The sequence below is a fragment of the Mesorhizobium sp. M0563 genome (genome assembly GCF_040321065.1).
Lineage (GTDB): Bacteria > Pseudomonadota > Alphaproteobacteria > Rhizobiales > Rhizobiaceae > Mesorhizobium.
On the sequence record NZ_JAMYQV010000026.1, the window covers coordinates 19,087 to 41,591 of the forward strand.

The 22,505-nt window shown below is 62.9% G+C and carries 19 protein-coding genes and 2 pseudogenes; 11 read left to right on the forward strand and 10 right to left on the reverse strand.

What is annotated here, in order from left to right:
- Positions 1 to 3: 3 nt before the first annotated feature.
- Positions 4 to 813, reverse strand: a complete 810-nt coding sequence (locus tag NKI50_RS26310) for a TPM domain-containing protein (protein WP_502900386.1) — start codon at positions 811 to 813, stop codon at positions 4 to 6.
- An 85-nt stretch (positions 814 to 898) separates the two neighbouring features.
- Positions 899 to 1,537, reverse strand: a complete 639-nt coding sequence (locus NKI50_RS26315; protein WP_023721309.1) for a LemA family protein — start codon at positions 1,535 to 1,537, stop codon at positions 899 to 901.
- Positions 1,538 to 1,699: 162 nt separating this feature from the next.
- On the opposite strand from NKI50_RS26315, the gene NKI50_RS26320 reads away from it, so the two are divergent.
- From NKI50_RS26320 to NKI50_RS26330, 3 genes are all read left to right on the forward strand, one after another.
- Positions 1,700 to 1,951 carry a hypothetical protein gene (locus tag NKI50_RS26320; protein ID WP_023721310.1) on the forward strand — a complete coding sequence of 84 codons (252 nt, stop codon included), beginning with the start codon at positions 1,700 to 1,702 and terminating at the stop codon, positions 1,949 to 1,951.
- A gap of 11 nt (positions 1,952 to 1,962) precedes the next feature.
- Positions 1,963 to 2,847: a pyridoxal kinase PdxY gene (gene pdxY / locus NKI50_RS26325; RefSeq protein WP_023721311.1), complete on the forward strand. Its 885-nt coding sequence runs from the start codon at positions 1,963 to 1,965 to the stop codon at positions 2,845 to 2,847.
- 107 nt (positions 2,848 to 2,954) lie between these two features.
- On the forward strand, positions 2,955 to 3,707 hold the full coding sequence (locus tag NKI50_RS26330; protein ID WP_502895840.1) for a DUF429 domain-containing protein: 753 nt from the start codon (positions 2,955 to 2,957) through the stop codon (positions 3,705 to 3,707).
- A gap of 10 nt (positions 3,708 to 3,717) precedes the next feature.
- Here NKI50_RS26330 and NKI50_RS26335 read toward each other — a convergent pair.
- A pseudogene (locus NKI50_RS26335) lies at positions 3,718 to 4,921 on the reverse strand (aromatic ring-hydroxylating oxygenase subunit alpha).
- A 420-nt stretch (positions 4,922 to 5,341) separates the two neighbouring features.
- On the opposite strand from NKI50_RS26335, the gene NKI50_RS26340 reads away from it, so the two are divergent.
- Entirely contained in the window at positions 5,342 to 5,746 is a 405-nt protein-coding gene (locus NKI50_RS26340; RefSeq protein ID WP_352480982.1) for a hypothetical protein, read from the forward strand.
- A gap of 93 nt (positions 5,747 to 5,839) precedes the next feature.
- On the opposite strand, the gene NKI50_RS26345 is transcribed toward NKI50_RS26340, so the two are convergent.
- Positions 5,840 to 7,927: a PAS domain S-box protein gene (locus NKI50_RS26345; protein WP_031194628.1), complete on the reverse strand. Its 2,088-nt coding sequence runs from the start codon at positions 7,925 to 7,927 to the stop codon at positions 5,840 to 5,842.
- A 39-nt stretch (positions 7,928 to 7,966) separates the two neighbouring features.
- A complete protein-coding gene (locus tag NKI50_RS26350; protein ID WP_198030534.1) occupies positions 7,967 to 8,746 on the reverse strand; it encodes a response regulator in 780 nt (259 codons plus the stop codon).
- Positions 8,747 to 8,792: 46 nt separating this feature from the next.
- Here NKI50_RS26350 and NKI50_RS26355 point away from each other — a divergent pair, with 46 nt between their 5' ends.
- Positions 8,793 to 9,479: a winged helix-turn-helix domain-containing protein gene (locus tag NKI50_RS26355; RefSeq protein WP_352588153.1), complete on the forward strand. Its 687-nt coding sequence runs from the start codon at positions 8,793 to 8,795 to the stop codon at positions 9,477 to 9,479.
- A 78-nt stretch (positions 9,480 to 9,557) separates the two neighbouring features.
- Here NKI50_RS26355 and NKI50_RS26360 read toward each other — a convergent pair whose 3' ends face one another.
- Positions 9,558 to 9,725, reverse strand: a complete 168-nt coding sequence (locus NKI50_RS26360; protein WP_352641299.1) for a hypothetical protein — start codon at positions 9,723 to 9,725, stop codon at positions 9,558 to 9,560.
- Between the two features lie 601 nt (positions 9,726 to 10,326).
- Here NKI50_RS26360 and NKI50_RS26365 point away from each other — a divergent pair.
- Complete coding sequence (locus NKI50_RS26365; protein ID WP_352641297.1) at positions 10,327 to 10,791, forward strand: L,D-transpeptidase; 465 nt, start codon at positions 10,327 to 10,329, stop codon at positions 10,789 to 10,791.
- Between the two features lie 70 nt (positions 10,792 to 10,861).
- Here the strand turns inward: NKI50_RS26365 and NKI50_RS26370 are convergent, their stop codons facing one another.
- The gene (locus NKI50_RS26370) at positions 10,862 to 13,945 is read right to left on the reverse strand and encodes an efflux RND transporter permease subunit (RefSeq protein ID WP_352718038.1); all 3,084 of its coding nucleotides are present in this window, start codon (positions 13,943 to 13,945) and stop codon (positions 10,862 to 10,864) included.
- On the reverse strand, positions 13,942 to 15,219 hold the full coding sequence (locus NKI50_RS26375) for an efflux RND transporter periplasmic adaptor subunit (protein ID WP_502896878.1): 1,278 nt from the start codon (positions 15,217 to 15,219) through the stop codon (positions 13,942 to 13,944). The genes NKI50_RS26370 and NKI50_RS26375 overlap by 4 nt, the downstream gene beginning before the upstream one ends.
- Positions 15,220 to 15,369: 150 nt before the next feature.
- On the opposite strand from NKI50_RS26375, the gene NKI50_RS26380 reads away from it, so the two are divergent.
- The 3 genes from NKI50_RS26380 to NKI50_RS26390 all read left to right on the forward strand — a co-directional run bounded on the left by NKI50_RS26380 (position 15,370) and on the right by NKI50_RS26390 (position 18,740).
- Positions 15,370 to 15,906, forward strand: coding sequence for a TetR/AcrR family transcriptional regulator (locus NKI50_RS26380; RefSeq protein WP_352641294.1), 537 nt, complete (start codon positions 15,370 to 15,372; stop codon positions 15,904 to 15,906).
- A gap of 113 nt (positions 15,907 to 16,019) precedes the next feature.
- Positions 16,020 to 17,630: an inorganic phosphate transporter gene (locus NKI50_RS26385; RefSeq protein ID WP_352718040.1), complete on the forward strand. Its 1,611-nt coding sequence runs from the start codon at positions 16,020 to 16,022 to the stop codon at positions 17,628 to 17,630.
- An 84-nt stretch (positions 17,631 to 17,714) separates the two neighbouring features.
- Entirely contained in the window at positions 17,715 to 18,740 is a 1,026-nt protein-coding gene (locus NKI50_RS26390; RefSeq protein WP_352641290.1) for a transporter, read from the forward strand.
- 24 nt (positions 18,741 to 18,764) lie between these two features.
- Here the strand turns inward: NKI50_RS26390 and NKI50_RS26395 are convergent.
- Positions 18,765 to 19,921: pseudogene (locus NKI50_RS26395) on the reverse strand (patatin-like phospholipase family protein).
- Positions 19,914 to 20,699 (reverse strand): acetoacetate decarboxylase, encoded by a 786-nt coding sequence (locus tag NKI50_RS26400; protein ID WP_352641288.1) that lies wholly within the window; start codon positions 20,697 to 20,699, stop codon positions 19,914 to 19,916. The pseudogene NKI50_RS26395 and the gene NKI50_RS26400 overlap by 8 nt, the downstream one beginning before the upstream one ends.
- A gap of 211 nt (positions 20,700 to 20,910) precedes the next feature.
- Between NKI50_RS26400 and NKI50_RS26405 the strand changes: the two genes are divergently transcribed.
- Both NKI50_RS26405 and NKI50_RS26410 read left to right on the forward strand, forming a co-directional pair.
- On the forward strand, positions 20,911 to 21,699 hold the full coding sequence (locus NKI50_RS26405) for a 3-hydroxybutyrate dehydrogenase (RefSeq protein ID WP_352481115.1): 789 nt from the start codon (positions 20,911 to 20,913) through the stop codon (positions 21,697 to 21,699).
- 155 nt (positions 21,700 to 21,854) lie between these two features.
- Complete coding sequence (locus NKI50_RS26410; RefSeq protein WP_023721324.1) at positions 21,855 to 22,499, forward strand: carbonic anhydrase; 645 nt, start codon at positions 21,855 to 21,857, stop codon at positions 22,497 to 22,499.
- The last annotated feature ends 6 nt before the right edge of the window (positions 22,500 to 22,505 follow it).

Genomic DNA, 22,505 nt, shown 5'->3' on the forward strand with positions numbered 1-22,505 from the left:
TCGTCACCAGCTTCCCGAGGAGCCGCCGCCGCCGGACGAACCGCCGCCGCCGGAAAACCCGCCACCGCTTGAACCCGACGACCATCCCCCGCCGGAACCTCCCGACCAGCCGCCGGACGACCGCCGGCTCGGCTCGAAGGTCATGCCCAGCCAGCGATAGCGGCCGGGACCGATCTTCTGGCCGAAGATCGGCGGCAGGATGGAGGCTGCGAGGCCGCCGAAAAAGATGATTGCCCAGATGGCTATGAAGATGGTGAAGAACAGATCGTCGCTGTTGAACGGCGGCTGCTGGTTGCGTTCGCCGCGCGCTTCCAGCTCTTCGGGATTGCCTTCCAGCACCATGATCATGTCGTCGAGGGCCTTGCTGATGCCGCCGGAGAAATCGCCAGCACGGAAGGCCGGCACCATGTCATTTTCGATGATCAACTTGGTGTGCAGGTCAGTCAGCGTGCCTTCAAGCCCATAGCCGACCTCGATGCGCATCTTGCGGTCGTTCGGCGCCACCAGCAAAAGCACGCCGTTGTTCTCCTTCGCCTGGCCGAGTTTCCAGGCGCGAAACAACCGGTTGGCGTAAGGCTCGATCTCCTCGCCGTCGAGGCTGGGAATGGTCGCAACGACGATCTGGTCCGAACCCTTGGTCTCGAAATCGGCAAGCTTCTGCGTCAGCGCCGCCTTGGTCGCGGCATCGATGATGCCGGCATTGTCGATGACCCGTCCGGTCAGCGCCGGCAATTCGGCCGCGAGAACGGTGAGAGGGAGGAGGAGAAAGCTTAGAACGAAGCCAAAAAAAATCCGGCCGGCATTTCTTCCCACCCCCCTCTGTGGGGAGATGGCCGGCAGGACAGAGGGGGGTGGGACGGAGTACAAGGCCAACGGGAACAGACCCGCTAAGCGCCGTTCACCCGCCCTGCTGCGTGCCGAAATCGACCTTCGGCGGCTGCATCTTGTCCTCCTCGATGGTGAAATTCGCAAACGGCTGGTTGCCGCGGAACCACAAGGTCGCCCAGATCACCGACGGGAAGGTCCTCAGCGTCAGATTGTACTCTCTCACCGCCTGGATATAGTCGCGGCGGGCGACCGTGATGCGGTTCTCGGTGCCTTCGAGTTGTGCTTGCAGCGCCAGAAAGTTCTGGTTGGCCTTGAGATCGGGATAGTTCTCCACCACCGCCAGCAGGCGCGACAGCGCGCTGGTCAGGCCGGCCTGGCTGTCCTGGAATTTCTTGAAGGCTTCCGGATTGTTCAGCGTTTCCGGCGTCACGGTCACCTGCGTCGCCTTGGCGCGCGCTTCGACCACGGCATCGAGCGTGTCCTTCTCGTGCGCGGCATAGCCCTTGACCGTGTTGACCAGATTGGGGATGAGATCGGCGCGGCGCTGGTATTGATTCAACACCTCGCTCCATGCGGCCTTGGCGTTTTCCTCAGCCGTCGGGATGGTGTTGTAGCCGCAGCCGGCAAGCAGCGGCAGCATGACGGCCATCACCAGGAACGCAGCTAAATTACGGAAGATTGGCGGTAAAGCAAGGCGCTGGACAAGCATGATAAGGTCCCCTCGATAGCATTGGCACGCGAAGCATTAGCACAATCCTTGCGCAAGAAAATGACTTCGGCCGAGAAGCGTTACTGGTTTCTACCATTCGCCGTCAGGCCCTGTGACAGACGAGGCGAACGGGTTAAGCTCGGGATGAAACGGGATATCACCATGGCGAAACGCCACGACAGCGACGCGGAATCGCGCCGCATCATCGAACGGGTGGCGCGCGAGACCGACCCGGGCGGCACCTCGTTCCTCGCACGAACCGCCAGAGGCGCGCGCGACCACGTCACAGCGGCCGATGCCGACCGATCGGACCCGATCGAATATTGGGGCACCCGTATTGGTCGGGCGGCAGGCTTGCTTATTGCCATCGGCCTGTTGATCTGGCTCGTGCTTTTCATCACCAGGGGCGGTTAGGACAAAGATCAATGAGCGCCGAAAAAGCCGACGCGCCGCGCGCGGTCATCGTCGTCTCCAGCCATGTCGCACGTGGCTCGGTCGGCAACCGTGCCGCCGTGTTTGCGCTGGAGACGCTGGGGTTTCCGGTTTGGGCGGTGCCGACCGTCATTCTGCCCTGGCATCCGGGGCACGGCCGGGCCACCCGCATCGTGCCGCCGCTGGACCAGTTCAAGGCGCTGATGACCGACCTCGAGCGCGCGCCGTGGCTGGGCGAGGTCGGCGCCGTGCTGTCCGGCTATCTCGGCGAGGCTGGCCAGGCCGAAGCCGTCGCTTCGCTGGTCGGCGCCGTCAAGGCGAAGACGCCGGACGCCCTCTATATCTGCGACCCGGTGATGGGCGATTCGGGCGGCCTCTACGTACCTGAGCCGACCGCAATCGCCATGCGCGACCGGCTGATGCCGATCGCCGATATCGCCACGCCCAACCGCTACGAGCTGGAATGGATGGCCGGAGCGCCGCTGCCCGACCTGAAATCGGCAATGGCTGCTGCCCTGCAAGCCGGCCCACCGGCCATGCTGGTCACTTCGGCACCGGCGATGATGGCCGGCGGCATCGGCAATTTGCTGCTCAACGGCAGAGAGGCGCTGCTTGCCGAACACCGGCTAATCGACAAGCCTCCGAATGGGCTCGGCGACCTGACGGCGGCCGTCTACCTGGCGCGCATCCTGTCCGGCCAAACGGCCGCCAAGGCGCTGCAATCGACCACGGCAGCGGTCTACGAGATCCTGGCGCGCACCGCCAAGCGCGGCGGCGACGAATTGCAGCTCGAGACCGATGCCCAGAGCCTGTCGCACCCGATGGCGATGGTGCAGCTTCGCCATCTCCTGCATCCGGGACGGGATCGCCGGGCGTGACGCAGGCCGAAGACGCCGTGCCCCAGGATGATGCGCCCAAGGGTGCTGCGCTCGACCATGTTGTGCCTGGGGATGTTGTGCCCGAGGATGTTGCGCGTAGGGATGTTGTGCTTGTCGGCGTCGACGGTTGCAAGACCGGCTGGATAGCCGTCCGCCGCGATTCCGGTGCCGCACCGTCGACAGCCGTTTTCCCAAGCTTCGCGGCGTTGCTCGACCAGCTACCCGTCAATGCAATCGTAGCGGTCGATATGCCGATCGGCCTGCCCGATTTCTCGCAAAGAGGCGGTCGCGGTCCGGAGGCGCTGGTGCGGCCATTTCTTGGCGCCCGGCAATCCAGTGTCTTTGCCATCCCCTCCCGCGCCGCGCTCTATGCGGAGATCGAAGCCTTCACCACGGTCGAAGCCTGGTACGCGGCACATCGCAGGGCAAGTGACGTGGCCAAGACGACCTCAGATCCGCCGCGCGGTGTCTCGATCCAGGCCTTCGGCATCTTTGCCAAGATCCGTGAGATCGATTCGCTGCTGATCGCGCGGCCCGAACTGCGCAGCCGCGTCTTCGAATCGCATCCGGAAGTTGCCTTCTGCAGACTGAACGGCGACCGGGCGATGCGTCTGCCGAAGAAGATCAAGGGCAACATCAATCCGGCCGGCATGGCCGAACGCAAGGCGCTGCTTGCCCGGCATGGTTATGGCCAGCATTTTCTCGACCAGAGGCCGCCGCGCGGCGCGGCCACCGACGATTTCCTCGATGCCGCGGCGATGATGCTGATTGCCGGCCGCATCGCCAGAGGCGAGGCAATGCCGTTTCCGGATCCGCCGCTCGCCGATCGTTTCGGCATTCCCGTCGCCATCTGGGCTTGAGGACCAGGCGTCAGGAGCGTGATCTGAGCGCCTCGTTGAGCGCCCACATATCCTTCTCCTCGGGCGCGGTCTCCAATCCGAGCACGGGAATTTGCTTGCGCAAATGGTCGTGGTGGGTGCGCACGCCATATTCGAGATCGGAGAGGTAAAAACCTCCGAAGGCTTCTGACAGCATGGATTCGTTGGACCATATCGAAAGCTGTACATCTTCGGCCAGCGTGTCGCGGTCGATGCGGTAGGATAGGTAGCGGGCAGCCGCCTGCTCCCTGCTCTCGTCGCGATAGCGGTAGATGGCGCCGCGCAGCAGCGTCTCACCCGTCGACAGCGGGAACTCCTGATAGAACTGCACCGACTCCGGCATGATCGACAGCGCGTTGTTCGGGAAGATGCCGTAATAGATCCAGGCCTTGCGCAGGTGCTCCGGCAGTTGCTTCGCCTCGGGTGCGAGCTTGATGTATTGCGCGACGCTCCAGCGCCGTCCGGCATGCGGGTTGTAAGTGGCGAACGAGCGCGACACGCCGTTGACGAACGGCTCGTCGAAGTAGGTCGCGCCATAAAGATCCTGCAGCGCCGGATGCGCCATGGCGACGTGGTAGCCTTCATTGTCGACGTCGCGCACCGACTTCCAGTTGACCGGCGTCTTTTGGGTCCAGATGCCCCAGGACGGCACCATCTCGGCGACGCCGTAATGGGCAATCTCGGCTTCGATCGGCTTCAACAGCTCGGCCACGGATGGCTGCGGGGCCACCCTTGCGGAAGCGGATGAAGATGAAGCCCATCCAGATTTCGAGCTCGAGCGGCATCAGGCCGAATTCGGTCTTGTCGAGGTCGGGGAAGGACCGCGGGCGGGCAGCGCCGCGCAACGTGCCGTCGAGATTGTAGGCCCAGCCATGAAAGGGGCAGACCAGCGCATTCTTGCAAGTGCCTTGGCTATCGGCAACGACGCGACTGCCGCGGTGGCGGCACATATTGTTGAAGGCGCGCACCACGCCATCCTTGCCGCGCACGATCAGCGCCCGCTCGCCGACTACATCCATCGTCAGATAGTCGCCGGCGTTCGGCAGGTCGCAGACATGGCCGGCGATCTGCCAGTGATTGCGGAAGACGTGCTCTTTCTCGAGTTCGAGCAAGGCGTCGGAATGATAGCTCCAGCCCGGCAGGCCCCGCCGATCCCAATCGTTGGGGATTGCCACGTCACGCAGATGCGGGTTCATAAAAGGCTCTTATTTATTGAATGGCCGTTCAATACAAGCATATTTTCTGTTGAAATGCAATAGCTTGCGAGAATAGGGCGAATTCCCGACGCGAAACCGATCGGCAATTGAGAGCCGAGCTCGAACGATCGAAGCCGGGAAAATCCCGGGAATTCCGGGCGTTAATCCCCTTACGCTTGTTGAGCGCCCAGCCCTCCGTGGACCGGAAAAGTCGACGTGGATCCGGTGCCGTGGATAGCGGAAAACGAGCGCTGAATGTCACCGGTGCGGCCAGCTACGCATCGTCGGTTTGCCCCCGGAATGGCCGCGGGCCTGGTTTCATGCCGGTTACACAATCGTTAATCCATCATCGTTGGCCCGTTACAAGGTGCGGTTAAGTTCGTTTCAACAGGGAAAAGAAGAACACCGAAGGAAACGACGATGCCTACGAAAACCCAGATCACCGACAACGACCATCGCCTGCAGGGTCCGCAGCGCAACGACCGGCGCCCGAAGCTGGCGCTGCGCCAGCGCGCCAGCGATCACCCGATGGCGATGTTCCTGCTGCTTGCCGCTGCCGCGTTTGCCGGCATGGCGTTCACGCCGACCGTCGGTCCGGCCTTCGCCTCGCTGAACCCGCCGGTCAACCTCATCGACGGCGCGACGACCACGACCAAGACGGCGCGCCTGCCGATCCCGGACATCGATTTTGCCTGCAAGGGTCAGGCCTGGGGCGCCGAGAGCCTGGACTGCCTGCGCGCCATCGCTGCCCAGTCGGGCAAGGCACGGCCCGTCCGCATGATCGCCAACGCCGCCCCGCTGGCCGATACGCCGAACGTTTTTTGATCTTTTCGCGAGCGCCCTCCAGCACTCCAGTCAGGCTCCCGCCGCAATGTCGGCTGGGAGCCTTTTTTCTTTCCTTTTTGTCTCTCTGGGAGTCTAGCCGCCCAAAGCGACCTGCTCGGCAATGGCCGAGAGCACGCCGCGCACATCCAGCGTGCTGAACGGCTTTTCGAGGATTGGCGGCCGCTGCGGCGCCGGCAGCGCCTCGATTTCGCCTTTTGCGCCGATCAGATCGCCGGTGACAAGCACGAAACGCCGCGCCAGATCCGGCATTTCGGCAAGCAGCTCGCGATAGGCGGCTATGCCGCTGGTGCCGGGCATGCGCAAATCGGAAAACACGATGTCCGGCGGCATGTGGCCGCTCAGGGTCGCGGCGGCCGAGACCCAGGCCGGCACGATCCGCGACTTGATGCCCATCAACTCCAGAATGTCGGACAGCGACGCCGCGACATCCGGCTCATCGTCTATGATCAGCGCGTGACGCAAGCCGCTCGACCGCGACGGACTGTCGCCGGCGGCGACCGCGCCGGCAGCGATCGCCGGCAACTGCACGACAAAACGCACGCCTCTCGGCGAAACCTCCTCGAACCAGATATTGCCATTGTGCCGCTCGATGATCGATTTGGAAATCGACAGGCCGATACCGGTACCGACGCCGACTGGCTTGGTGGTGAAATAGGATTCGAATATGCGTGAGCGTATCGCTTCCGGCACGCCTGGCCCGTTGTCCTCGACCGAGAATCCGGGATTGCCGCGGTCGCTGCGAAACGTCCGGACCTTGATCCGCCGGTCGCCGGCAATGCCGGCCAAGGCATGCTGGCTGTTGATGAGGAAGTTGGCGGCTACCTGCGTCACGTGGTCGGCATCGGCCATGGCCAGCAGCGGGCCGCCGGCGAAATCGGTGTCGATGATGATGCCGCTTGATCGCGCGCCATAGGCGGTCACTTCGAGTGCCGCGCGGATCACCTGGTTGAGGTCGGTCTCGGCCTGCGCCGTCGGGTGCAGGCGGACCATCGACAGGAAGCTTTTGACGATACGGCCGCAGCGCTCGGCAGCGGCGCGCACCTTTTCGGCGCGTACTTTGGTCTGCGGATCGGCGGCGAATTCATGCAGCAGCGTCGACTGGGCGACGACCACGGCCAGCGGGTTGTTGAGCTCGTGCGAAACCCCCGCAAGCAGCGAGCCCATCGCCGCCATCTTCTCGTTCTGGTGCAGTTTTTCGCGCTGACGGTTGATTTCCTCCTCAGCGCGCAATCTGTCGCGCAGGTCGCGGATGGAGCCGAAGATCAGATGGCGATCGGCGACCCGCATCTCGGTCGCCGTCAGCTCGATCGGAAAAACCTCGCCGGCGGCATTCTGGGTGACCGTTTCGAGCCGCTGGCCGACCATCGGCGCGCCGCGGCCCGACATGTATTCGGCGCCCGACGCATAGCCTTTGCGGTAATATTCCGGCACGACCGTGTCGAGCAGGTCCTTGCCGAGGATATCGCTGCGTCGATAGCCGAACATCTTCTCGGCCGCCGGATTGAATTCGATGATCGAGCCGGTCTCGTCGATGACGATGATGGCGTCGAGCGAGGCCTGCAGCATGGTGCGGCGAATGACGTCACTGGCATGCGCGTCGGAGGGCGACCGTTCGATGGCGTCGCCAATGGCGAGTGCCACCATGTGCAGCGCCGCCTCTTCCTGGTCGGTCCATTCGCGTTCGTTGACGCAGTCGTTGACCGCCAGCGTGCCCCACAAATTGCCGTGCGAAAAGACCGACACCGACAGGAACGACTTGATGTTCTGCTTTTCGAAATCGGTCCGCAGAAAGCCTTCGAGATCGCGTGTGTGCCCGGCGAATATCTTGCCTTGGCGCTCGTCCTCCGCCAGCTGTTCCAGCAATGGGTCCGAATCGACGACCGACTGCATGATGACGGTCGGTGACGCCAGCTCGCCGCCAAACCGGGGGGCGATCCAATAAGCGGCGACCGACTGGGCGAAGCCCTGGCCGGGCAGTTCGCGCAGGCGAAACAGGATGCCGCGGTGACAATCCATGGCTTCGCAAAGCGTTTGGAGGATACCCTCCATCTCGCGCTGCCAGTCGCCGGCTTCGCGCAGCCGGCGAACCACATGCACGGCCGCCATCGCCGCGCCCTGCCTGGCGCCCTGCGAGTCCGCGCGTGCTGTTTCAGCCGTCATGGTCATTTCCTGGCAGTGGCTTGCTCAAGCCGCCAGGCCTCAGTTATTTTCGCCGGCTGGCAGCGAGAAGATATAGCCTTCGCCGCGCACCGTGCGCAGGAATTTCGGATTGGCCGGATCCGCCTCGATCTTCTTTCTCAGCCGCATGATGCGGATGTCGACGGCGCGGGACGATTCCGCGTCCTCGACGAAACCGATCGCCTCGGAGATCGCCGCCCGCGTCAACAGCCGGTTGGCGCGGGTAAGGAACACCTCCAGCACGTCGAACTCGCTCTTGGCCATGTCGATGACCGCACCGTTGGCGCCGGTGACGAGCCTGCCGTCGAGGTCGGCGTGAAAGGCGCCGAAGCTCACGGACCGGCGGCCACCGGATGTTTCAGCCTTGGCTTTTTGTGGTTCGGTCGGCTCCGGAACGCGGCGCAGCACGCTGCGCACCCTGGCCAGCACTTCGCGCAACTCGTAAGGCTTGACGATGTAGTCGTCAGCGCCGAGCTCCAGTCCGACGATGCGGTCGAGCGCGGTACCGGCGGCCGTCGCATAGATGATGCCGATCGGCATTTTCGACCGCATCCAGCGGCCGAGCGACAGGCCGTCCTCGCCCGGCATGGCGATGTCGAGAATGGCCAGATGGAAGGACTGGGCTTCCAACAGGTCGCGCGCCGCCGCCGCACTTTCGGCCGTGGCCACATCATAGCCGCTGGCGCCGAGATACTCGGCGACCGCGTCCCTCAGGTCGGGCTCGTCCTCGACAATGACAATTCGTGCCCGCACGATGCGTTCGCTCCCGCTTTCAGCGGAAAGTAGATTGGGTATAAACATGATGTCCAGCACTCTTCTTGGGTTGCCGTATGCGGGGTAGAAAAACATGGCTGCACGATCCGTCATCGCGCTTGTTTCCGTCGCTGAAGTAATTGCGACCGATCTCGCCGATCATCTCAAGCGACGCGGTCATGACGTCCGCGCCGCGCGACAGCCGTGGGAAGCCGAATCGCTGCTTTCTGAAAAGGGTATCGATGTCGTGGTTGTCGGCGACAGCGTCAGCCAGGCGGAGGGGCGCGACCTGCTCAGGCGACATGGCGGCGAAGGTGGACCGGATTTCATCCTGATCTGCCGCCCGGCCGATCTGGTCGACAAGGTGCTGGCGCTCGAGCTCGGCGCCGCCGACGTCGTCGAAAGCCCGCTCAATGTCAGGGAGCTTGCCGCCCGCGTTGGCGGCCTGCTGGCTCGGCGCGGCAGGAGCGCCGGGGAATTGATCGTGCTGGAGAACGCGACCGTCGATCTCCGGTCGGCCATCGTCATGCACCGCTCGGGCACGGAAGAACAGCTGTCCGCCGGGCAGGTGGCGCTGCTCAGGCTGTTCCTGGCCAGCCCGCGCAAGGTGCTGACGCGTGACGACATCATCGCCGCCGCGCCCGCCGAAAATGCCGAAGCCTTCGACCGGTCGATCGATTCGCGCATCGTGCGGCTGCGCCGCAAGCTCGACACCGAAACCATCACCACCATACGGGGTGCGGGTTACCGGTTCGATCCGCCAACGCAATTCGCCGATTGAATGCAGGACAGCCACCCCTTTTTTGAGTATCGGATTTTCCTAAAACCGGTTCCCGCTTTTGGGTCCGATGCTCTTTCCTCAGCGCGCCACGAGAAGCGACGGGCCTGACGGCATGTCACTGTTCGTGCTGACCTCGCCGGCATGCGCACGTTCCTTCAGCAGCACGGTTGCGAGGCCGGCAATGCCGAGCAGGCCCTGCACGTAGAGCAGGGCAGAAAGCACGGAAGCGGCGAATTTCGTTTTCATCCTGTTCTTTCCTCAAAATTGGGATTTACGGGCGCTTCAGGGGAACCCCCGAAGCGCCCGCGCCGCCAGCGGAGCCCCCCGTTGCGGCGCGGGCCTTCGGTCCTCTCGGCTGCAAGTTGCCGGAGGCGCCGCGCATCCTCAACGGCTCTAAGCCGCCCCCGCCAGAGGGGCTTGAGCCGGTCGACGCGCAGGCTGGAAACTGTCCAGACAATCCAGACCGTAGCGAAAACAGTGTTGGCTTCCGATCGTTCGTTGCCCGCTGTTTTCGTTACGTCAACTTTGCCCGTTCGCTGTATCCGGATCATGCCGCCGAGGCCGCGCTTTGTTGCAGCTCGGTTTCGGAGTCAGGTGGAATTCCTCTCAAACGAAAACAATCGCGTATTCGTGCCGCGGTTTGGCTGATCCGCTTAGGCAAACACGCCGCCGCTGTCATGACGACGTCCAACAGCTGTAAGCCGCTTTGCACGGCGTTTTCTGTTAACCAGGGGAAACAGAATCGAAACACAAACGAGCATCTAGCGAAATCGGCTCGAAACATGACGCCCCGATAAGCCGGTCATCGAATTGAGCCGGCCCCGACCGGCAGAATAGGGGAGACATCATGTACACCGCCATTTCCGCCAAGCTCATCAACATCGCCGCCGCCGTCATCACCGGTGCTGACTTGCTTGTCAGTGCCGGCAACAGCGCAGCCTACGCCGCCGCCAACAAGATCGTCGCGCGTGTGTCGCTATCGCAGCAGACCATGGAAATCCTGGTCGACGGCCGGCCGACATTCGCCTGGAAAGTCTCGACCGGCGACAGGACGCACGTCACGCCGACCGGTTCGTTCAAGCCGACCCGCATGCATGAAATGTGGTATTCGAAGAAATACGACAACGCCCCGATGCCGCATTCGGTGTTCTTCAGCGGCGGCTACGCCGTACATGCGACAAGCGCCATCAAGCGCCTCGGCCAGCCGGCCTCGCATGGCTGCGTGCGTCTGCATCCGGACAACGCCGCCGATTTCTATCAGCTCGTCGAGGTCTTCGGCCCGGCCAACACCAGCATCGTCATCGTCAAATGAGCGATGCTTTTCGTAGCTCCCAAGAAAGGCCGGAAATCCGGCCTTCTTTATTGTGCAATGTTAGTACAATCTAATCCGGCATCACCGGCATCAGCTTGGGGTCCGGCTTTTCGGCGTGATGCGGCAGGTCCTTGCTGGCGATAAACGTGTAGAACATCGGCACCACGAAGAGCGTGAACATGGTTCCGACCAGGATGCCGGTGAAGATCACCAGGCCCATCGAATAGCGTGCCGCGGCACCAGCGCCGCTGGAGATGATCAGCGGCACCACTCCGAGCGCCATCGCCGCCGTCGTCATCAGGATCGGCCGCAGCCGCACCTTGGCCGACGCGATGATCGCATCGCGCCGCCGCATGCCGTGCATTTCACGCTGCTGGTTGGCGAACTCGACCAGAAGGATGCCGTGCTTGGTGATCAGGCCGATCAGCGTAATCAAGCCGACCTGGGTGTAGATGTTGAGGGTGCCGAGCCCGACATTAAGCGGCACGATCGCGCCGAAGATCGAGAGTGGCACCGCCATCATGATGATCAACGGATCGCGGAAACTTTCGAACTGCGCCGCCAGCACCAGATAGATGACGAGAACGGCTGCCGCGAAGGCGATGATGATCGTGTAGCCCTGTTGCTTCTCCTGCCGCGACTGGCCGGTATAGTCGATGAAGAAAGTGTCGGGCAGGCTCTCCTTGGCGATATCCTCGATCGCTTTCAAACCGTCGCCGGTGGTGACGCCAGGCAGCGGCAGGGCGGAAATCGTTGCGGAATTCAACTGGTTGAACTGCTCGATCGCCGCCGGCGACGCGTTGGTCGAGATCTTCACCACCGCAGAGAGCGGCACCATCTCACCCGAGACGCTGCGCACGAAATACTCCCCCAGTTTTTCGGGATTGTCGCGAAAGCTCTGCGGCACCTGCGGGATGATGTCGTAGCTGTTGGATTCGCGGTCGAATTGCGCCACCTCGGCGCCACCGACCAAGAGGGTCAGCGTCCGGCCGATATCGGCGATCGGCAGGTTGAGTGCCGCGGCGCGGTCGCGGTCGATCGTCACCGTCACTTGCGGCGCATCGTAGGACATCGAATTCTGCACCGCGAGGAAGCGACCGGAGGCCTGCGCCTTGTTCTTGATGTTCTCGGCCGCCTCGTACACTTGGGAGGCCTCGCCGGTCGAGCGCACCACCATCGTGATTGGCAGGCCGCCGCCGGAGCCGGGCAGTGTCGGCGGTGCGAAGACGAAAGCCTCGACGCCCGCCACGTTGGCAAGGCGGGCAGTGATGTCTTCCTGAAGTTCCTTCGAGCTGCGCGCGCGCTCGGCCCAGTCCTTGAACGCAAAGCCGACGAAAGCGCTGTTCGTCGGGCCTTGGAACGCGACGGCGGAGAACCGCGCCCTGGTTTCGGGGATATCATTCACTAGCCCGAGAATCTGGTTCACATAGGTCTCGGTGTAGTCCGACGTCGCATAGCGCGGTGCGTTCACAATAGACAGCAAGAAGCCCTGGTCTTCTTCCGGCGCCAGTTCGCTCGCGGTCTTGGTGAACATGAAGCCGGTCGTGGCGACCAGTGCGATGACGATCATCAGCGTCACCGGGCGATATTTCAGCGAGCCGCTGACCAGCCGCTCATAGACGTTTTCGACGCGCCCGAACGTGTTGTCGACAATGCGCTGGAAGCGGCTGTGCGAGCCGGCCCTCAGGATGCGTGCCGACATCATCGGCGTGACGGTTAGGGCAACGACACCCGAAAGGACCACCGAGCCGGCAAGCGTCACTGCGAATTCGCGAAACAGTGCGCCTGTCAGGCCGCCGGTGAAGGCCAGCGGCGCGAACACGGCGGCCAACGTTATCGTCATGGCGACGACGGCGGAAGAGATCTCCCGCATGCCGTTGAAAGCCGCCTGCATCGGCGACAAGCCGTCTTCCTCCATGTGGCGGTGGATGTTTTCCACCACCACGATGGCATCGTCAACAACCAGTCCGATCGCCAGCACCATGGCCAGCAACGACAAAAGGTTGATCGAATAACCCAAAGAAAACAGCAGGAAACAGACGCCGATCAGCGACAGCGGAATGGTCACGATCGGCATCAGCACCGAGCGGAACGAGCCGAGGAAGAGCAGGATGACGACGATGACGATGGCGACCGCCTCGCCGATGGTCTTGAACACCTCCTCGATCGACGCGCTGATCTGCTCGGTCGAGTCATAGACGATCTCGATCGTCATGCCGAGCGGCAGCGTCTCCTGGATCGTCGGCACAATCTTGTGGATCGCCGCCGCGGTGGTCAGTGGATTGGCGGCCGGCGTCGGAAAGATGGCGAGAAAGATGCCGGGCTTGCCGTTGAAGGTGACCCTGGTGTCGGTGTTCACCGCGGCGAGTTCGACGCGGGCCACGTCGCGCAGTCTCACCACATTGCCGTCTTTCGAGCGGAGCGGAAGGGCAGCGAAAGCCTCCGGCGTCTGCAGGGTCGAGCGAACCGTGATCGAGGAAGCCACATATTCGTTTTCGGTATCGCCGGGCGCGGAGAGGAAATTCGATTCGTTAATGGCGGTCAGCACTTCCGCCGCCGTCACACCGCGCGCCGCCAGTTTGATCGGGTCGATCCAGACACGCATCGAATATTCGGCGGCGCCGAAAATCTGCACGTCGACAACACCTTCGACCGTCGACATACGCGGCCGCACGACGCGCTCGATATATTCGGTGAGCTGTTCCGGCGTCATGTTCGGGTTCTGCATCGAGATGTACATCATCGCGAACTGCTGGCCGGTGCCCTTGACGATCACCGGGTCTTTGGTTTCGTCCGGCAGATCGCCGCGAACGCTCTGAACCTTCGACAGGACTTCGTTCAGCGCAACGTCGGGGTCGGAGCCGAGTTTCATCTGCACTGTCACGGTGCTGGATGACGGCCGGCTCGCCGACGTGACATAATCGATGTTTTCGGTCGAAGCGACAGCACGCGCGATCGGCGCGGAAATGAACCCCTGGATCAGGTCGGCGCTGGCGCCGGGATAGGCCGTGGTGATCGTGATGGCCGTTTCTTCAACCTCTGGATACTGCCGGATCGAAAGGTTGAAGATGCCCTGAAAACCCAGAAGCAGGATCATGCAGGCAAGCACGGTCGAAAGGACCGGGCGGCGGATGAAGAGGTCGGAAAAGCTCATTGCTGGGCTGCCTGCTGGTTCCCCGGCTTGCTCGGATCGATTGTGTTGTCGACGGCAACGGACATGCCGTTGGAGAGCCGGTTCTGGCCGGCGGTAACGACTTCGTCGCCGGGCTGGATGCCTTCCAGGATCTCGACCAGGCCGGCGTTGTGGCGGCCTGGCTTGACGAACACCTGGGCGAGCACGAGCTGCGGCTTCTGTTCTTCCGCTGCCGGTTTGGCTTCCGCTGCCGGTTTGGCTGGGGTAGCGCCCGGCTTTTCTTCGGGTTTTGCCGCGGGTGCTTCGGCAGCGGGCGTGGCAGCATCCGCGGCTGGTTTTTCTTCCGGCTTTGCCTCGGGAGCCGCGCCGTTGACTTCTGCGGATTTGGCCGGGCGCACCACGAAGACGAAGTCACCGTACAGGCTGGAGGTCAGCGCAGTCTGCGGCAGCGCCAGCACGTTGTTCTCCTCCGGCAGTTCGACACGCACCTGGACGAACTGGCCGGGCGTCAGCTTGCCTTCAGGATTGGCGACCTCCGCCCTCACCGTCACCAGCCGGCTCGTCGGGTCGATCTTCGGATCGATACCGCGGATGATGCCGGCGAACGGCATGTCGCCGCCGCCAATGCCCAGCCGCACCGTCTGTCCGATCTTCAGCAGCGGAAGCTGCTGCTCCGGCACGGTGAAATCGACACGCATCGTGTCCATGTCCTGCAAGGTCACCACGGCGGTGCCGGGTGTGAGATACTGGCCAATGTCGATTTTCGGAATACCGACGGTGCCCTTGAAAGGGGCCGTCAACTGCTTTTGGTCGAGCACCGCTTGCAGCTTGTTTACCTGCGCGGAGGAGACCGATGCTGCCGCCTGCGCCGTGTCCAGCGTAGCGTCGGTGCCGACCCCGCGCTTCTGCAGCTCAAGAGCGCGCATCAGCGTCGTCTGGTCGGATGTGGCTTGCGCCTTCGACGCCACGAGGTCGGCCCGCTCGACGGCATCGTCGAGCTGCAGCAGCACGGCGTTGGCGGCGACCTTCTGATTGGCATGAAACTGGATGTCCTTGACGATACCCGCGGTTTCGACGGTCAGGTCGACGCCGCGCACGGCACTGACAGTACCGATCGCCTCGACGCCGGGCGTCCAGGACATCGGTTTGACGATGACCGTCGACACGGTCGCGGCCGGCGGCTTCATGGTGGCGAAAAACTGTTTGATCGCATTGTCGCGGAACAGGTTGAAGCCGACGATGCCGCCGCACACCAGCACGAGCAGAATGAAGGCGATGATGAAGCGCTTGATCACGAACAGTCCCCTCGGCCATGGCCCAGCATAACGGTCGGATGACCGGAACACATACCTGTGACTGGTCCCAATTTCAAATGACGGCAATCTTACTGTACCGTCTGGACGGTCTTGTCAATTCCGCTTAAGCTAATGAATGGGGAACGATTGATGAAGGCCCGCAGAACAAATTCGCGCGAGAAGATCCTCGCCGCCGCCGCCGACGTGGCGCGCGAGACGGGTCCCGGCAGCCTGTCGCTGGATGCGGTCGCCAGCCGTGCCGGCGTGTCGAAGGGTGGTCTTCTCTACAATTTCCCGACCAAGGCGAAATTGATGCAGGCGCTGGTGGAGGATTATCTCAGCGCGTTCCAACAGGCGCTTGAGGCCGCCCGCACCAACGGCGTCAGCGGTGAGAGCCCGCTTGCGGCCTATATCAGGCTTTCGGCCGAGCATGCCGAGGAGTCGAAACCGTCGGCGACCTGGATATTTTCGGCGATTGCCGAGGATCCCGATTTCCTGACGCCGATAAAATCGTTCAGGCGGCAAGTGTTCGAGCGGCTGAAGGAGGAGACGCCGAATCTCAAGGCGCTGCTGGTCTGCTATCTCGCTATCGAAGGGCTTCGCAGCATGAACCTGTTCGGTTCGGACATTCTCTCCGCCGACGAGCGCCGGTTGCTGATATCGACCCTGCTGGAGATCGCGGAATAGATCAGGAACCACCGTCCAGCACTATCTGCTCCAATCTCAAAGTGCTCTGCCGTCACACAGGCTTCATTGTGCCGACATAGCGTCCTCCCATTCTTTGCTGCAACGCAAGAGGAGTGGGGTATGGTCGATATTGTTTCCAGCGAAGCAGGAATTCCAAGGCCGGAGATCCGCTCGACCGGCCAAACAGCACCGGCAAATGGTTTCTGCCGGCCTTTGCCGTCATCATCCTGGGCGGCCTTGCCTATGTCGGCTACGCGCTCAGCCAGGACCTGACCAGCACCGTCGCGGTGCCGTGGATTCTGCTTGGCCTGGCGCTGCTGATCGCGCTCGGCTTCGAATTCGTCAACGGTTTTCACGACACCGCCAATGCGGTGGCAACGGTGATCTACACCCATTCCATGCCGGCCGAGCTTGCAGTGATGTGGTCCGGCTTTTTCAACTTCCTCGGCGTGCTCACCGCCAGCGGGGCGGTCGCCTTCGGCATCATTTCGCTGTTACCGGTCGAACTGATCCTTCAGGTCGGATCGAGCTCCGGGCTGGCCATGGTCTTTGCGCTGCTGGTCGCAGCGATCATGTGGAACCTCGGAACCTGGTATCTCGGCCTGCCTGCCTCGAGCTCGCACACGCTGATCGGTTCGATCATCGGCGTCGGCCTCGCCAACCAGTTCACGGCGCCGGCCGGTTCCATCACCAGCGGCATCGACTGGTCGCAGGCGAGCAATGTCGGCCTGTCGCTTCTGATCTCGCCGCTGGTCGGGTTTTGCCTGGCTGGGCTGCTGCTTCTGGTGATGAAGCTGCTGGTCAGGAACCGCGAGCTTTACGAGGCGCCGAAGTCGAGCGCTCCGCCGCCGCTGTGGATCCGGGCGCTGCTCATCTTCACCTGCACCGGCGTCAGCTTTGCCCACGGCTCCAATGACGGGCAAAAGGGCATGGGCCTCATCATGCTCATCCTGATCGGCGTGGTGCCGACCGCCTTCGCGCTCAACCGCACACCGGACGTGAACTATCTCGAAGCTTACAAGTCCGCAGCGACGCAGGTCGAAACGGTACTCGGCAAATACGTCAAGCCCGGCGTCGCCGTGACCGACGCGGCAACCGTGGTCGGTGACGCCGTTCGCACCAAGACCTGGAAGGACGAAACCACGCCTGCCCTGCAGAGCTTCATCCACGACACTAGCGCAATGTTGTCGCCCTATCCGTCCGTGGAAAAGCTGCCGACAACGCTGGTCAGCAACGCCCGCAACAACATCTATCTTATCGGTGAAGCGCTGAAACTGATCGACAAGAAGAAGCTGCTGCCGATGGAGGTCGACGACCTGAAGGCGGTGACGACCTATCACAAGGCGGTCGACAACGCGACGAAGTTCATCCCGCTCTGGGTCAAGGTCGCCATCGCGCTGGCGCTCGGCCTCGGCACCATGGTCGGCTGGAAGCGCATCGTCGTCACCGTCGGCGAGAAGATCGGCAAAAGCCATCTGACCTACGGCCAGGGTGCGTCCGCAGAGCTTGTTGCAATGGCGACCATCGCATCGGCCGACTATCTCGGCCTGCCGGTCTCGACCACCCATGTGCTGTCGTCGGGCGTTGCCGGCACCATGGCGGCGAACGGCTCGGGCCTGCAATGGTCGACAGTGCGCAACATGCTGATGGCCTGGATACTGACCCTTCCGGTCTCCATCTGTCTTGCCTTCGTGCTGTTCGTCATCTTCCGCCAGATATTCTGAGCGGGGATAGGACTTGGCCAGAATGTCGCGGCGCCGGCGCCGGCGCCGCCCGGATCCTGAACGTGCATTGTCTCGGCGGCGGCCATGAATGACGCATCGCATCTGACATTGCGTGCCGCGGACGACCAGCATCATGCCCCCGGGCTGGTCTGGGCCTATCATGCCGCTCCCGGCAAAGCTCCCGAATCGCTGGCGCCCCGGGACATAGAGGCCGCGCTGGCCTCACTGGACGGCTGGGTCTGGCTGCATGTCGACCTTGTCGACCGGCGCGCCCATTCCTGGGTCAGCCATGCCTGCGCGCTGCCGGCGTCGGCTCACGCAATCCTCGAAGGACATGAGGACAGCCTGGTGCTGGCGCATGAGAATGGCGTCGTCCACGGCATTTCCGCCGACCTGCATGGCGAGATCGCCCATCAGTCGACGACCATCGGCAGATTGCATTTTGCGGTCTCGGAGCGGCTGCTGGTCACCGGCCGGCGCCATCCGCTGGCGGCGGTGGAGGAAGTGCACACCGCCCTTGCCGCGGGGCTGCGGCCCGCCACAGCATTCGAGCTGTTCGAAACGCTGGTCATGGCTTTTTGCAAGACCACCAGCCTGCGGCTCGCCGCGGCGACGAAGCGGCTCGATGCGGTCGAGGACCATCTCGTGACCGAGCGACTTGCCGACGAAAGACGACAGCTGAAGGATGTGCGCCGCCTTGTCGTATCCTTGCATCGGCCGATCTCGGCCCTGGCAGCACTTTTCCAGGATGAAGACCGTTCCGCCTGGAACCTTTCCGCCGGCGCACATGAAGTTCTGCGCCGGCTTGCTGCCCGCCTGGAACGGCTCGACCGCGAGGTCGTCATGATCAACGACCGGGCAAGGCTGCTGCAGGAGGAGCTTGCGGCCGAGCTTGCCGACGAATCGAACCGCAGCCTCAAGGCGCTGGCGGTGATGAGCGCGCTGCTTTTGCCGGGCACCCTGATCGTCGGCATATTCGGCATGAACACCGGCGGGCTGCCATTCACCGACAGCCCCAGCGGCTTCATCCTGACGATGCTGCTCGCGGTCGGCGCGACCGGCCTGTTCTACTGGCTTTTGCTGCGCGCCGGCGCCAAACTGCGGTTCTGAGGCCGGTCAGGCGCGCGGCGCGCTTTAAGTCGGATCTTCGCGGTGCAGGTCGTGGATGGCGACGCCCTCGACATTGGTCGGCAGTGTCAGCCATTGGCGATGGCGCAGCGTCCGCTGCGTGTCTTCCAGCCCCATCTCCCAATGCTCGCGCATCGAGGTGCCCGAGAATTCGTAATCCTTGGCGTGCCCCTCATAGCCTTTGTGCTGGTAGATCAGGTGGACGATGTTGACCACGCCGGCATCCGATAGTCCGCGATCAATTCCTGCTCCCCTTCTTTCAGTAACTCGACGGGGACGCGCTTCAGCGCATCGAGCAGCTTCATCTTCAGCGCATGGATGCGCTGGAAGTTGTCGGTATTCTGGCGTGTGCGGCTTGAATACATGATGTCCTTGTGCCGTGACAGAACATCGGCCATGCCGCGCGGCAAGGCGCCGCGGGCGCTGAACAAATCGACCTGAAACACCAGCGAACTGCGGTCCTCTTCCTGGTCGAGCAAATACTGCAGCGGCGTGTTGGAGACGATGCCGCCGTCCCAATAATGCTCACCTTCGATGAGGATCGACGGGAAGGCCGGCGGCAGCGCGCCGCTTGCCATGACGTGCTCCGGCCCGATGCGCACCTTCTCGGTGTCGAAATAGACGAAATTGCAGGTCCTGACATTGACCGCGCCGACGCTGAGCCGCTTCTTGCCGTCATTGAGCACGTCGAAATCGATCAGGCTCTCCAGCGTCTCTTTAAGCTCGACGGTGTCGTTGAAGCTGGTAGCGCCCTCGGTGCCTGGCTGCTCGAACCACGGATTGGGATGGCGCGGCTTGAAAAAGCCGGGCTGGCCCATCGTCATCGTCATCCACGAGCTGGTGCGGTTGCGGATGTCCCGGTAGACGTCGCCCTCCGGCGTATAGGCCCAGATCTTGCGCCCGGAGATTGTCTGCCAGAACTGCTCGAGCCGCTGCAGCCGGCGGCTCGGCTCGTTGCCGGCTATGATCGCTGCATTGATCGCACCGATCGACACGCCGGAGAACCAGGTCGGTTCGCAGCCGGCATCGGCCAACGCCTGGTACACCCCGGCCTGATAGGCGCCCAGCGCACCGCCGCCCTGGAACACCAGCGCGACGCGGTCGTACTGCGCCGAGATTTCCTCGATGGTGGCGACGGCCCTCTTGGTGTTGCGTTCAAGCACGGCTGAATGCCTCCAGATTTGGACTGACTGACCGCTCGCGTCCGGCGAGATAGTCGTAAACCACCTCGCCAAGGCCGAGCGTCAGGTCGGCGATGAAGTGAACCGCCGAGACGATCTCGAGCACTGGCAACCGCGCCACGTCGGCCATGACATGGGGCCTGAGATCGAGCGCCGCCGGCGCTGTCCAGGCCTCCTTCAACGTCACGTCGGTGAGGTGACAGCGCACCAACTCGCAAATGCGCGGCGTGCCGTCGACATGCGGGATGATCTTGATCAGGAAATTGGGCGCCGCGAGCGAGGCGAGAATCTGGCCGTGATCGGCCGGCCTGTGCTTGTAGCCCATCGTGCCGGTGGCGCACAGAACGCTGCCGTAATGCAAGGTGCCGACAACCACCTCGCCCTCATGCACGATCTTCGGGCTGGCAAGCTTCTTGGGAAAGCCCCAGAGCTCGCGTCCGCCGGCAATCGGTGCATCGTCGTCGAGAAACATCGAGTGGACATAGGTGCCATGCTGGCCCTGGAAGCGGACCGGGATGACCTGCCCGGTCTCGGTATAATCGCCGAAGCCGGTAGAATCCGGCATGCGGATGAACTCGTATTTGACCAGCGGCTCGTCGATTTCCAGCGGCGCCGGCACGACGGCCTCGAGGGCTTCGCGCGTCGTACGATAGGTGATGATGACGTATTCGCGGTCGAAGAAACGGTAGGGCCCGGGCGGGAAGGACGGGTTGGTGAGCGGCATCGCATAGGCGCGCTTCACGACATCGGCGATTTCCAAGCTGCTCCCCCATGTACTGCAGGAATGACCGCGCGAGTGCGCACCGGTTATCTTGCACGGCACCATGACAACGCCGTGTCAGCCTGCCGCCAGCAGCTGAAGGCCGTTGGACTGCCACAGCGCTGTAATCGCGCCGACACACGGCGATGGCATGGTCATGCTGCGACGCACACCAGCATCGCCGTTCCCTCCTACCTTTCGCGAGATCATCATGGGTTTCCTGTCTTCCAAGAACGCCCTCGTCACCGGCTCGACCAGCGGCATCGGTCTGGCGATTGCCCGCGCCCTTGCCGCCGAAGGCGCCAACATCACCATCAACGGTCTCGGCGATGCGGCCGCCATCGAACAGGAGCGCGCCGGCATCGAAGCCGATTTCGGCGTCCAGTGCCGCTACTCCAGCGCCAACATGATGGACGGCGCGGCGGTGACTGCCATGGTCCGCGAGGCCGAGGAAGCCTTCGGCAGCCTCGACATCCTGGTCAACAATGCCGGCATCCAGCATGTCGCGCCGATCGAGGAATTTCCCGACGAAAAATGGGAAGCCATCATCCGCATCAATTTGCTTGCGGCCTTCTATGCCATCAAGGCGGCGCTGGCCGGCATGAAGGCGCGCAAATGGGGCCGCATCATCAACACCGCGTCGGCACATGCGCTGGTCGCCTCGCCCTTCAAGTCCGCCTATGTGGCGGCCAAGCACGGCATATCTGGCCTGACAAAGACAGTGGCGTTGGAGACAGCGCAAGCCGGCATCACCGTCAATGCGATCGCACCTGGTTATGTCTGGACGCCGCTGGTCGAAAAGCAGATCCCCGACACCATGAAGGCACGCGGCATGACCGAGGAACAGGTCAAGCACGACGTGCTGCTCGCGGCCCAGCCGACCAAAGAATTCGTCACCGTCGAGGAGCTTGCGGCACTGGCGCTGTTCCTGTGCTCGGATGCGGCCAAGCAGATCACCGGCACGACCTTGCCGATGGATGGCGGGTGGACGGCGCAATAGGCACTCTGGAGAGAGCCTGCCTACAAAGTACGCTGCAATGCTTTGAACCTGCGTCTCCGCGCCTCCGAAAATCGGTTCCGATTTTCGGGCCGATGCGCTAGAGCCTTTCGGGATTGAACCGTGCCTTTAACCCGGAAAGGCTCCCGCCGCTGCCCATGCCCCATCTTCCCGAGCATCTTCTCACCGGCTACCGCAATTTCATGAGTGGCCGCTATCTCACCGAAAGCGGGCGTTATCGCGCACTGGCCCGGGAAGGCCAGGCACCGGAAACTATGATCGTCGCCTGCTGCGATTCCCGCGCTGCGCCCGAAGCGATCTTCGATGCCGGGCCGGGCGAACTGTTCGTGCTGCGCAATGTCGGCAATCTGGTGCCGCCCTATGCGCCCGACGATCAGTTCCACTCGACATCGGCAGCGCTCGAATTTGCCGTGCAGAGCCTCAAGGTCAAGAACATCGTGGTGATGGGCCACGGCCGCTGCGGCGGCATCCGCGCGGCACTCGACACCACGGCCGCGCCGTTGTCGCCGGGTGATTTCATCGGCAAATGGATGAGCCTGATCGCGCCGGCGGCCGAGACCGTATCGTCCAGCACCTTCATGACCGCGACCGAGCGCCAGACCGCGCTGGAGCGCATATCGATCCGATATTCCATCGCCAATCTGCGTACCTTCCCTTGCGTCTCGATCCTCGAAGGCAAGGGGCGGCTATCGCTGCACGGCGCCTGGTTCGATATTTCGACCGGTGAGCTTTGGGTGATGAACAAGGAGACCGGCGATTTCGAGCGGCCGGAGACGGAGTAGGAGACA